Consider the following 12138-nt stretch of genomic DNA (forward strand, 5'->3'; position numbering starts at 1 on the left):
TGCTCTCATGGATGCCGACCACAACCGACTCATCGCTACTCTGATCGCCACGGGCACCGTGGCCGAGATTACCTATCGCCCGCTGCGCGTGCGGGTGCTCATTGGGCAACGCGTGACCGATTGGCTCCCGTGTATTCAGCCCGCCGCCGGAAAGGTGCGCATCTGGTCGCCGCTTTCCTTGGACGAGCAGGTGACTGTGTTCGCGCCGAGCGGAGATTTGGGCAACGGCATCGTGCTGCGCGGATTACCGTCAGATGCCATTCCCTCCCCGTCCGACAACCCCGACGAGTTCGTGATCGACTTCCCGGACGGCGCGCGCGTCTTTTACAACCATGCCACCGGTGCTCTCAGCGCCACGGGCCTCAAGACGGCGAACGTGGAAGGCAGCGAATCGGCGACCGTCGACTTCCCAAAGGCCAATTTCACTGGCGACGTACATGTGGGCGGGACGCTGACCGTCGAGAAGTTGTTGACCTACAACGGCGGCATGTCGGGCCGGAGTGGCGAAGGCGGTAAGACCGTCATCAAGGGAGACATCACGCACGAAGGCGGCAAGCTGTCATCGAACGGCGTCGTCGTGGATGACCACGATCACGGCGGCGTCCAACGAGGCGGCGAAAACACGGACGGCCCGAACAAATGAACTACCTCGGCATAAACAAAGTCGACGGCTCGAATGTGAGCGACCTGGAGCACATCAAGCAATCCGTGTCGGACATCCTGACGACGCCCGTCGGCACGCGCGTCATGCGCCGCGAGTACGGCTCCCTTGTGCCCGAGCTGATCGACCAGCCGAGCAATGACTACACCCGCATGCTGATTCAAGCCGCGTGTGTCCTGGCGATTACGCGCTGGGAGCCGCGCCTGTCACTCACGCGTCTGACGTTCAACGTGGGCACTGGCGAGGACATTGGTAAGAGCATCGTGGATTTCGAGGCGGATCGCATCGACGGCGGACGGGACTCGTCGCCGGTGTCCGCAAGCGTGGCTTTGGGCCGAGGTGCCGCATGAGTGCACTTGTCGATTTCTCGAAACTGCCCGCACCAGACGTTGTCGAGCCGCTCGACTTCGAGACGATCCTTACTGCTCGAAAGGTCAGCCTGCTCGAACTGCTGCCCGAAGACATGCGTGCAGCCGTGGCCGCGACGCTTGAGCTCGAGTCTGAAATGCTGACCAAGCAGCTGCAGGAAAATAGCTATCGAGAAACAGGGTGGCGCCAGCGCGTGAACGAAGCGGCCGTGGCCATCATGCTGCCCTACGCAAAGGGCAAAGACCTGGACAACTTGGTCGCCTTCTTCGAAGTTGAGCGACTGACCATTGTTCCGGCAGATCCCGACGCCAATCCGCCTGTCGAAGCAGTAATGGAAGACGACGACGCGCTGCTCGAGCGCGCGCAAAACGCTTATGAAGGTCTGTCGATCGCTGGGCCGACGAAGGCGTATGAGTTCCATTCGCGCTCCGCTGACGGCCGCGTGGCCGACGCGTCCTGCGTCAGCCCTGACCCCTGCGACATCCTGATTACGGCGCTTGGCGCAGCCGACAACGGCACCGTTCCCGAGGAAGCGCTGGCCGCCATCCGAGCAAAACTCAGTGACGAGGATATACGCCCTGTCGGCGACCGCGTTACGGTGCAAGCCGCGAAAGTCGTCCTGTATGAGATCGACGCGGATTTGATCGTCCCAGACTCCAGCCCGGAAAAGTCCCTACTGCTCCCCGCCGCAATGGACAACGCAAAGGCGTATGCAAAGGCGCGGCGCCGCCTGGGCCAGAGCATCTATCGCGCGAAGATCGACGCGGCGTTGGGGGTTGAAGGCGTCGATAACGTCGAAATCGTCTCGCCACCCGCCAACATCGCCCGCAGCAAGGAAGAGGCTGCCATCTGCACGCGGATCACGCTGCGGTTGAACCAGGAAGACGGCACGCTGCTGGGCTCGGTCACATCGGAACTCGTGGCAGCACAATGAAGAATTCACTGCTCCCCCCCAACGCCACCGTGCTCGAGCGCGCGGTAGCGGTCGCGCTCGCCGACATCGAGCGCGTGCCGGTGCCGCTGCGCGACCTGTGGAACCTGCGCACCTGCCCGGTCGCCTTGCTGCCCATCCTGGCGTGGACAGTGTCCGTTGACCCTTGGGACGACGCCTGGTCGGAGTCGACCAAGCGCGACGTCATCCGTAAGAGCTTCTGGCTACATAAGCGCAAGGGCACCATCACCGCCCTGCGCCGCGCCGTCGAGCCGTTGGGCTACCTCATCGAAGTCATCGAATGGTGGCAAGAAAAGCCCGTCGGGCGGCGTGGCACGTTTCACCTGCGCATCGGAGTGCTCGACACCGGCATCACCGACGAGATGTTCAACGAGCTGGTGCGCGTTATCGATGACGTGAAGCCCGCCAGCCGGCACCTCACGGGATTGAACATTAGCCTCGAGATTCGAGGCCCCCAATACACCGGCGCCGCCACCTACTACGGCGAAGAACTCACGGTCTATCCGTACACCCCGGAAACCGTCACCGTCGGCGGACCGGCCTACATCGGCGCCGCACTCCACTTCGTTGAAACCCTGACCGTCTACCCATGAGCGCGACCTACTTCACCACTCCCACCGATCTGGGAAACATCAAAGACGCCAACGCAAAGGCCCTCGGGCTTCCCCGCCGATACACCGCGCTCGCCATTGGTGACGGTGGTGGCGATAACGCACCCGTGCCCACGCCGAAGCCGAGTCAGAAAGCCCTGCTCGGCGAGTGGCGTCGCGCAGCGCTCAACACCCTCGAGGTCGACCCCAAAAACCCGTCTCAGCTCATCGCTGAGCAGGTCATCCCCGAGAACGAGGGCGGCAAGTGGATTCGTGAAATGGGACTCTACGACGAAGACGGCGATCTCTGCTACGTGTGCAATGCGCCACCGACCTACAAGCCCCTGTTGGCCGAAGGCTCAGGCAAGACGCAATCCGTGCGGATGGTCATCATCAACGCGAGCGGCGTTACCGTCGAGCTGAAGATCGACCCGAGTTTGATACTCGCAACACGCGAATATGCAGACAAGTCCGTCACTGCTGCGATGAAGGCGCACAACGACGCGGACGATCCACACCCGCAATACGCGAAGAAGGCCAAGTCGCTGGCCGGGTACGGCATCGAGGACGCCTACAAGAAGGCCGAGAGCGACGCCCGGTTTGCCAAGGTCACCGGGGACAAAGACACACCATTTTCGGTAAAGCGCGCCGAAGACGACACGAGCGCTGTTCCTCTCGGCCAGCTCCAGGCGGTGACGGGAACGACCGGCGCTTCCTCGTGGCGTAATCGCCTCATCAACAGCGCCGCGCAGGTAGCGATCCAGACTACCGTGCCCGCGCTTTCGAGCACTCCGCAATACGGCCCGGTTGAGATGATCGCCGCATGGGCATCGGGCGGCGCGATCACGGCCGGAACACTGATCCAAGACACCGTGTCGCCAGTGGGCCGAACCGGCCACGCCGTCAAACTTGCGGGCTGCACGCTGACAGGTGCTGGTGTCCTCTCCTGGCGCTACCGTATGGAAGCCGCCGAGGCACTCAAACTCAAGAACGTGACGGCGGCATTCCAGATCGCTGTGCGCCACGACATCGGCTCACCTGCCAACTACACCGTGTCACTTCGCAAGCCGACCAACACGGCCGATGATTTCACGGAGATTACGCTCATCGCGACGAGTCAAGTCGTGTCGGTTGCTTCTGGCGTCGCCGTACAACTCACCCCCTGGCAAGACGGCGTTGCACTAGGCGATTGCGCCAAAGGCCTGGAGATCGAGGTACAGGTCACATGCGGTGCTGTAACGGCTAAAAACTTCTGGTGGACCGAGTGGCAACTTGAAGAAGGGACCGTTGCTACGCCAGTAGAACGCAGACCCATTCACATCGAAATGGCCGCATGTCAGCGCTATGCCTGCCTCATCCCAATGAACATGCTCTATGGATACGGTTGGGCAGGCTCAGCAGGGGCACCGACGGGGACGTTCGGCTGCGATTTTCCTGTCGACATGCGAGTGATGCCCACTGCCTCAGCGATTTCTTGGTCCTTGGTGCAGGCGAGCACACCGGTGCAGATCTCAGGTTCTCGGCGCGGCATCAGATATTCGATGAGTGGGACCGTGACGCAAGGCGAGGCGCGGGCCACAAATTCGAACGACATCCTATTATCAGCAAGGCTTTGACCATGTACCGACTCTACATTACCGAGGGATTCGTTACGCGCATCTCCGACGGTGCAACGATTCCGATGGCCGATGGAAACATCGATTACGAGGCGTACAAACGGTGGATCTCCCAAGGGAACATCCCCCAAGAAGCGCCGAAGGATTCGCAGCTCGCCGACCTGTAAAGGCTCGTCGATTGAGAGAAAAGACGCGGCGACGTGCCTGGTGCGCTAACACCAGACACGTCCCGCCCTCGCAGAGCATGCCTGCAAGTTTGGCAAGGCCGCGCCACCTGTCGACAGGCCGCGTAACCTTACCATAGTGCAAGGCTAAAAACATGCAGGAAATCCGCTGCGGTTCGTGCAACCGTAAGCTCGGAGAAGGCGAGTACGTGCGCCTCTCCATCAAATGTGCCCGTTGCGGCACACTCAACTTTCTGAGGGCCGAGAGCCCCATACCAGCGCGCCACCGAGCGTCGGATATGAGGAAACTCTCACATGAGCAACAAAGCCCCCCAGCGCGTGGCTGATTTTCAGAACCGCATCTTCCGCGAGGATGCCTTAAGCGTCGTCCGTCGGCTGCCCGACCAGTCCATCGACCTGGTCTTCACCGATCCCCCCTACTCGTCCGGCGGGCTGCACAGCAGCTCGCGGGCACGCCCGCCCAGCGAGAAGTACATCAACAGCTCAGCCGGCACCTACCCGGACTTCTCTCACGACAATAAGGACCAGCGTTCATGGACGTTCTGGTGCATGACCTGGCTGGCCGAAGCGTTCCGCGTCACCAAGCCCGGCGGGTATCTGGTGTGCTTTGTCGACTGGCGCCAACTGCCGAGTCTGACCGACGCCGTCCAGGGCGCCGGCTTCATCTGGCACGGCGTGGCTGTGTGGGACAAGACGCCAGGGTGTGCGCGCCCTCGTCGTGGTGGCTTCTCGGCACAAGCCGAATATATGGTCTGGGCATCGCGCGGCAGTTTGCCCAAGGATTCCAGCACCTTTTTGCCTGGCGTCTTCAATGAGCGCGTCCCCCGTCCGAAACAGCACCTCACGCAGAAGCCCGACGAATTGGCCCGCCAGGTCGTCCGGCTCGTTCCTCCCGGCTCCACCGTACTAGACCCGTTCGCGGGCAGTGGCACGTTCCTGAAAGCGGCAAGCGACGCGGGACATCTCTGGATTGGCTGCGAACTGGAACCGGCCTATGCGGACATTGCTGAGACTCGACTGCGTTTGCACATCCCAGCCGAAAGCAACGAAATCTGACGCGAAATTGCAAGGGGTGTCGTGTTGTGTTGTGGCCGGACACAGCACAACACCCCACGCGTGTGTCTCGCGCGAGCGCGAGTGATCCTACCGGCAGGCTTTCCAACACCTCCGGAGGATCTGAATGCCCACCGATTACCACCACGGCGTACGCGTGCTCGAGTTGAACGACGGCACGCGTCCCATCCGTACCATTGAAACGGCCGTCATCGGCATGGTCTGCACCGCGGAAGATGCCGACGCGACCGAATATCCGCTCAACGTGCCGGTACTGAAAACCAACGTGCAAACCGCACTCGGTAAGGCCGGCACCAAGGGCACGCTAGCCGCGTCGCTCGATGCCATCGCCGACCAGGCCAACTGCGCCACCATCATCGTGCGCGTGGCCGAGGGCAAGACCCCGGAAGAGACCGTGAGTGCCATCATCGGCGGCACGACGCCTGACGGCAAATACACCGGCATGAAGGCGCTGCTTTCGGCAAAAAACAAGGTTGGCGTGCAACCCCGTATTCTCGGGGTCCCCGGCTTCGACAGCCTGGCCGTGTCGAGCGAGCTGACCAGCATTGCTCAGAAGCTGCGCGCATTCCAGTACGCGGCGGCCTGGCAGTGCGCCACGAAAGAAGACGTGGTCGCGTACCGCGAGAATTTCGGTGCCCGCGAAACGATGTTGATCTGGCCAGACTTCGTGAGCTGGGACACGACGGCCAACAACGAAGCCGCAGCCTATGCCGTCGCGCGCGCGCTTGGTATGCGCGCCAAGATCGACAACGAGACCGGCTGGCACAAGACCCTGTCCAACGTCCCGGTGAACGGCGTGACCGGCATCTCGAAAGACGTGTTCTGGGACTTGCAAGACCCGTCGACGGACGCCGGCTATCTGAACAGCCACGACGTCACCACGCTCATCAATCACCAGGGCTTTCGCTTTTGGGGCTCGCGCACCTGCTCGGCCGACAAGCTCTTCGCGTTCGAAAACTACACCCGCACCGCGCAGATTCTTGCCGACACGATGGCCGAGGCGCACTTCTGGACAGTAGACGGTCCGCTTAACCCGACGCTCGCCGTCGACATTATCAACGGCGTGAACGCGAAGATGCGCTCGATGGTCAAGGCCGGTTATCTGCTCGGCGGCAGTGCCTGGTTCGACGATACCGTCAACACCAAGGACACGCTCAAGGACGGTCAGTTGTACATCGACTACGACTACACACCCGTTCCCCCGCTGGAGAACCTCCAGTTCCGTCAGCGCATCACCGACCGCTACCTGGTCGACTTCGCGGCCAAGGTTGCCCAAGCGGCCTAATCGCCCCATCTCGAGGACACAAAAATGGCATTGGCGAAAATTCTCAAGAACTTCAACGTCTTCCACAACGGCGAGAACTGGATGGGCAAGTGCACGGAATTCACCGTTCCGAAGCTCGCCCGCAAGGTCGAAGCAATCCGCGCTGGCGGCATGAATGGCGAGGTCGAAGTGGACCTGGGCATGGAGAAGATGGAATCCACGCAGACCTACGCTGGGCCGATGCGCCAGGTGTACGAGCAGTGGGGTATTTCCAAGATCGACGGCGTCATGCTGCGCTTCGCTGGTTACATCGAAGACGACGACAGCGAAGGCGCCGGCGACGCAATCGAGGTCGTCCTGCGCGGCCGCTACAAGGAGATCGACCCCGGCTCGGCGAAAGGCGGAGAGAAGAGCGAGTTCAAGCCGACCATGTCGGTCACTTACTTCAAGTACTCCGTCAACGGCCAGGTCGTGGTCGAGATCGATCTCGTGAACTTTATCGAGATGGTGAACGGCGTCGACCGCCTCGCCGAGCAACGCAAGGCCCTCGGCTTGTAACCCCTACGGCCGGCAGTGCGCCGGCCCCTTCTTCGCCCTACCCAATTCAGGAGCACCACCATGAAAGAAGCCATCACCCTCGACACCCCCATCAAGCAAGGCAATACCGAGATCGCATCGGTGGAGATTCGTAAACCTGGCGCCGGCGAGCTGCGCGGCGTGAACCTCGTTGACCTGGCGCAGATGGACGTGTCGGCTCTCATCAAGGTGCTGCCGCGTATCACCACTCCCACGCTCACCGAAGCCGACGTCGCCCGCATGGACATCGCGGATCTCACGCAGATCGGGATGAAGGTGACCGGTTTTTTGACGCCGAAGTCCGCGAAGCCGGATGCATACCAGGAGACGTCGACGACGCCTTCGCCGACGTTGCAGTGATCTTCCATTTCCAGCCGTCAGCAATGGACGACTGGAGCCTCTCTGACCTGGTGAAGTGGCGCGAGCGCGCCCGAGTACGTAGCGGAGCAAACGACGAATGAGCGACTCAGGGCGCAAGCTGCAACTGGAGGTGCTCTGGAAGACCATCGACCAGATCACCGGGCCGACGCGCAAGATTCTCGGCACCAACAAGGAGATGGCGCGTGGGCTGAAGGAGACCCGCGACCGGCTCAAGGAACTCGAGAAGACGCAAAAGCAAGTCGGCGAGTTTCGCGAGCTGCACAGCGGCCTGCGCAGTACCAGCACGGCAATGCGCGCTGCAGAAGACCGCGTCCAGCAGCTCGCCCGCCGCATTCAGGAAACGGAGAAGCCGACGCGCGCTATGACGCGCGAGTTCAATGCGGCCGTCGCGTCGTCTCGCGATCTGAAGAATCAGCACCAGCAGCAAACACAGCAGTTGCAGACGCTACGCGATCGCCTCTCGGCCGCCGGTGTCAGCACGCGTAACCTTGGCTCGCATGAGCGTGCCCTGCGCGGTGACATCGCGTCGGCCAACGCCGCAATGGTCACTCAGCGTGAGCGTCTGGCGCAGTTGCAGCGTCAGGAGGAGCGCATGGGCGTGGCGCGTGAGCGCCGCGACAAGCTGCGCTCGACTGCCGGCGCAATGGCGGGTGCAGGCGTCGGCGCGACCGCCGGCGGAGCCGTGCTCGGCATGCCGGTCAAGAGCGGCTTGCACGAATCGAAGAAGATGGCCAACGAGATGCTGCGCGTGCGCGCCCTCGGTCTGAGCGACAAGGAGACAAAGGAGGCGATTGGCTTCGCGCGGCAGATGAAGACGTACGGCACCAGCCGCACCGAGAACACGGAACTCATGCGTGACGCGCTGACCGTGTTCGCCGACGCTCACCACGCCGAGATGGTCACGCCCATGCTGGCGAAGATGAAGTTCGCCAACAAGGCGCTGTACGGTGCGGAGAAAGGCGAAGAGAACGACAAGAAGTTCATGGACATGCTCAAGGTCATCGAAATGCGCGGTGGCCTGGCAAGCGAAGCCGAATTCTCCAAGCAGGCCAACATGGTGCAGAAGGTGCTCACGGCGACCGGCGGACGCGTGGGACCAGAAGAGTGGCTCAACCTCATCAAGACCGGCGGCCTGGCTGCCAAGAGCATGAACTCTGACGCCTTCTACTACCAGCTCGAACCGCTGGTACAGGAGATGAGCGGCAATCGCGTGGGCACGGCGCTCATGAGCGCATATTCCGGTCTGTACCAGGGCCGCACCACGAAGCGCGCCGCGCAGAACCTCGATGCGCTGGGCCTGATCGGCGACCGCTCCAAGGTGACGCCCGACAAGGCCGGCCAGCTTGCCCACATCAACCCTGGCGCCCTGAAAGGTTCCGATCTGTTCCGCGAAAACCAGTTCGAGTGGTTGGAGAAAGTGCTATTGCCGCAGCTCGCCTCCAAGGGCATCACGGAGAAGCAACAGGTGCTAGACGCCATCGGCAGCATCTTCTCGAACCGCACGGCGTCCAACCTCTTCTCGCAGATGTACCTGCAGCGCGACCAGATCCGCAAGAACGAGAAGCTCAACCGGGGCGCCGCAGACATCAACACGCTCGACACGCTCGCGAAAGACAGCGCGACCGGCAAGGAACTCGAACTGCAGTCGCGAATTCACGACATGTGGCTCGAGATGGGCGACCGTGTGCTGCCCATGTATGCCAACGGCGTGGAAACGCTGTCGACGGTCGTCAAGGGCCTGACCGGCTTTCTGGAGAATCACACGACCGTTGCCAAGGTTCTCATGGTTGTCATCGCGGGCGTCGCCGGTGCGCTGCTGCTCATCGGCCCCGCCATGCTGGCAATCGCGGCCATGCTCGGCCCCTTGGCAGTCATGCGTTTCATGATGCAGGCCGCAGGCATCCAGGGTGGCATTCTCGCCGGCGTCATGCGTGCGCTGGGCGCATCCATCCGGTTCGTCGGCACCTCACTCCTGTGGGTAGGTCGCGCCTTGCTCGCCAACCCGATCCTGCTCGCTGTGGCCGCCATCGCTGTGGCCGCCTACCTGATCTACACCCATTGGGACGCCGTGCGCGGCTTCTTAGCGGCGCTGTGGACGGACATCAAGAGCGCCTTCAGCGGCGGCCTAAGCGGCATCTCTGCGCTGATTCTCAACTGGTCACCATTGGGACTGTTCTACCAGGCATTCGCGGCGGTCATGAGCTGGTTCGGCGTGGCGCTGCCCGGCAAGTTCAGTGAGTTCGGCGCCAACATCGTGCAAGGGCTGGTCAACGGCATCACGTCGGCCACGTCTGCGGTCAAGGATGCCGTCATGGGGCTGGGCGAGCGAACCATTTCATGGTTCAAGGACAAGCTTGGCATTCACTCTCCCAGCCGGGTATTCGCCGAGCTGGGCGGCTTCACGATGGCCGGCCTCGAGCAGGGCATAGTCAACGGCACAGATGGCCCGCTGTCGGCAGTCCAGCAGGTAGCAAAGCACATTGCCAGTGCCGGTGCGGGACTTGCGATCGCTGCCGGTAATCCGGCAATGGCTGGCAACGTCTTCGACACGCGCCCGCCCATCTCGGCGTCGGTTGCTCCGGCACCGGCCGCCGGCGGAAACACCTACGAGATCCACTTGCACGCCGCGCCCGGCATGAGCGAAGCGCAGCTCGTGCAGTTGCTCGAGCGCAAGCTGCAGGAGATCCAGCGCAAGGATGCGGCCCGCGCACGCTCACGCTTCACCGATCCAGACTGAGAGGTAGATCATGATGATGGCTTACGGGCTGTTCGTGTTCACGTTGAACACGGTCGCCTACCAGGAGTTCACCCGCCAGATCAACTGGCGCTTCGCGGCAAACCCGCGTGTCGGCTTGCGGCCGGCGCGGCAGTTCATCGGTGTCGATGAAGACCCGATCACGCTGAAGGGGACACTGCTGCCCGAGCTGACCGGTGGGCGCATGTCGCTCAAGATGCTCGAGCTGCTCGGCTCCCAGGGCAAGGCGTGGCCGATGCTCGAGGGATCGGGCACCATCTATGGCATGTACACGCTCGAGAGCCTGGAGACCACCAGTTCGCTGTTCTTCGACAACGGAGCCCCACGGCGCATCGAGTTCACGGCGACGTTCAAGCGCGCCGACAACTACGACCTGCGCCTCATGGGACTCGCCACCAGCCTTCTGGGCGGGCTTGCCGGCAATCTATTGGGAAGCGCTGGTGGTCTGGTCGGCGGCGTTGTCGGTGGCCTGGGTGGCAACGTGGTTGGAGGCATTGCCGGCGACGTCGTAGGAAAGGTGCTGTGATGGATCTCTTGGGCACGGCCACTGGCATGTTGGGCAAGGTCTTCGGCGCGCAGGACGATCTGGCGCCGGTGCCAATCTACCGTATCACCAAGGACGGTAAGGACATCACCGGCGCGTTCACCGGCCGGCTCATCAGCCTCACTCTGGAAGAGAACCGTGGCTTCACGGCCGACCAGCTCGACATCGAGCTGGACGACTCGGACGGTGCGCTGGAGCTGCCGTCGCGCGGCGCTAAGTTGGCGGTCGCGTTTGGCTGGCAACACGAGGGCCTGGTCGACAAAGGAAAGTTTGTTGTCGATGAGATTACGCACGAAGGCCCGCCGGACCGACTCATCATCCGCGCGCGCAGCGCGGACCTGCGATCTGGCCTCACCACGAAGCGAGAAACGTCCTATCACAACGTCTCCCTGCTCGACCTGGTGAACCTCATCGCACAGCGCCACAACCTCGGCGCCATGATCGCGTCGGCCCTGGCGAACCAACTGCTCTCTCACATCGACCAAACCGGCGAGTCGGACGCGAGTTTCCTCACCAGAGTGTCGAAGATGTTTGACGCCATCGCGACGGTCAAAGCCGACAAGCTGCTGTTCACGAAAATCGGGCAATCGTTGACGGCATCCGGCAAACCACTCCGCCCGATGACCATCACCAGACAGAGCGGAGACCGCCATCACTTCTCCGTTGTAGATCGCGAGTCGTTCGATTCCGTTGTCGCGTATTACCAGGACACGCGCGCGGCGAAGAAGGGGCAAGTGGTGGTCACGGCCGTAACCGAGAAGAGCACATCGACGTCGACGAACACCTCCGGCAACAAGAGCCAGAAGGGCAAGAGGAAAAAGCCAGAGGCTCCCGTTGTCGAACCAACCGGCAACACCAAGGAGTTGCGGCACACCTATGCCAGCAAGACGAACGCGATGCGCGCCGCGCGATCTGAGTGGCAACGCATTCAGCGTGGGGTCGCGAGCTTCTCGATGACGCTGGCCCGGGGCGACGCTGGGCTGTTCCCCGAGGTTCCGGTGACGATTCGCGGAATCAAGCCGCAGATCGATAGCACGGACTGGATACTCGCGAAGACACGCCACACGCTCGACGCACACGGTGGCTTCACGACGCAAATTGAGCTGGAAATCAAGGCGACCGAGGTACCAGACGAGGCTGCCGATCCTTGAATACACCACCGAACGGTCGG

General features: G+C 62.2%; 15 protein-coding genes. All 15 read left to right on the forward strand.

Features of this window, described 5'->3' with window-relative positions; all coding sequences use genetic code 11:
• Window positions 1-7 precede the first annotated feature (7 nt).
• Window positions 8-643: a phage baseplate assembly protein V gene (locus PTE31013_RS22225; protein WP_150614819.1), complete on the forward strand. Its 636-nt coding sequence runs from the start codon at window positions 8-10 to the stop codon at window positions 641-643.
• Window positions 640-1011 (forward strand): GPW/gp25 family protein, encoded by a 372-nt coding sequence (locus PTE31013_RS22230; protein ID WP_150614820.1) that lies wholly within the window; start codon window positions 640-642, stop codon window positions 1009-1011. The genes PTE31013_RS22225 and PTE31013_RS22230 overlap by 4 nt, the downstream gene beginning before the upstream one ends.
• A complete protein-coding gene (locus PTE31013_RS22235) occupies window positions 1008-1964 on the forward strand; it encodes a baseplate J/gp47 family protein (RefSeq protein ID WP_150614821.1) in 957 nt (318 codons plus the stop codon). Before PTE31013_RS22230 ends, PTE31013_RS22235 begins: the two co-directional genes overlap by 4 nt.
• Window positions 1961-2575: a phage tail protein I gene (locus PTE31013_RS22240; RefSeq protein WP_150614822.1), complete on the forward strand. Its 615-nt coding sequence runs from the start codon at window positions 1961-1963 to the stop codon at window positions 2573-2575. The genes PTE31013_RS22235 and PTE31013_RS22240 overlap by 4 nt, the downstream gene beginning before the upstream one ends.
• Window positions 2572-4188 carry a phage tail protein gene (locus PTE31013_RS22245; RefSeq protein ID WP_150614823.1) on the forward strand — a complete coding sequence of 539 codons (1617 nt, stop codon included), beginning with the start codon at window positions 2572-2574 and terminating at the stop codon, window positions 4186-4188. The genes PTE31013_RS22240 and PTE31013_RS22245 overlap by 4 nt, the downstream gene beginning before the upstream one ends.
• Window positions 4189-4190: 2 nt before the next feature.
• Window positions 4191-4355, forward strand: coding sequence for a hypothetical protein (locus PTE31013_RS24945; protein ID WP_174978677.1), 165 nt, complete (start codon window positions 4191-4193; stop codon window positions 4353-4355).
• Between the two features lie 152 nt (window positions 4356-4507).
• A complete protein-coding gene (locus PTE31013_RS22250; RefSeq protein ID WP_150614824.1) occupies window positions 4508-4699 on the forward strand; it encodes a Com family DNA-binding transcriptional regulator in 192 nt (63 codons plus the stop codon).
• The gene (locus PTE31013_RS22255; RefSeq protein WP_150614825.1) at window positions 4668-5429 is read left to right on the forward strand and encodes a DNA-methyltransferase; all 762 of its coding nucleotides are present in this window, start codon (window positions 4668-4670) and stop codon (window positions 5427-5429) included. Before PTE31013_RS22250 ends, PTE31013_RS22255 begins: the two co-directional genes overlap by 32 nt.
• Before the next feature lie 124 nt (window positions 5430-5553).
• Window positions 5554-6732: a phage tail sheath protein gene (locus tag PTE31013_RS22260; RefSeq protein ID WP_150614826.1), complete on the forward strand. Its 1179-nt coding sequence runs from the start codon at window positions 5554-5556 to the stop codon at window positions 6730-6732.
• A gap of 24 nt (window positions 6733-6756) precedes the next feature.
• Window positions 6757-7269, forward strand: coding sequence for a phage major tail tube protein (locus PTE31013_RS22265; protein ID WP_150614827.1), 513 nt, complete (start codon window positions 6757-6759; stop codon window positions 7267-7269).
• A gap of 60 nt (window positions 7270-7329) precedes the next feature.
• Complete coding sequence (locus PTE31013_RS22270; protein ID WP_150614828.1) at window positions 7330-7647, forward strand: phage tail assembly protein; 318 nt, start codon at window positions 7330-7332, stop codon at window positions 7645-7647.
• Between the two features lie 23 nt (window positions 7648-7670).
• Complete coding sequence (locus PTE31013_RS25405; protein ID WP_425495589.1) at window positions 7671-7748, forward strand: GpE family phage tail protein; 78 nt, start codon at window positions 7671-7673, stop codon at window positions 7746-7748.
• A complete protein-coding gene (locus PTE31013_RS22280; RefSeq protein WP_150614829.1) occupies window positions 7745-10405 on the forward strand; it encodes a phage tail tape measure protein in 2661 nt (886 codons plus the stop codon). The genes PTE31013_RS25405 and PTE31013_RS22280 overlap by 4 nt, the downstream gene beginning before the upstream one ends.
• A 10-nt stretch (window positions 10406-10415) precedes the next feature.
• A complete protein-coding gene (locus PTE31013_RS22285) occupies window positions 10416-10949 on the forward strand; it encodes a phage tail protein (protein ID WP_150614830.1) in 534 nt (177 codons plus the stop codon).
• A 29-nt stretch (window positions 10950-10978) separates the two neighbouring features.
• Window positions 10979-12118, forward strand: a complete 1140-nt coding sequence (locus tag PTE31013_RS22290) for a phage late control D family protein (protein WP_246174826.1) — start codon at window positions 10979-10981, stop codon at window positions 12116-12118.
• The last annotated feature ends 20 nt before the right edge of the window (window positions 12119-12138 follow it).

The sequence above is a fragment of the Pandoraea terrigena genome (genome assembly GCF_902459705.1).
GTDB classification, from domain to species: Bacteria; Pseudomonadota; Gammaproteobacteria; order Burkholderiales; family Burkholderiaceae; genus Pandoraea; species Pandoraea terrigena.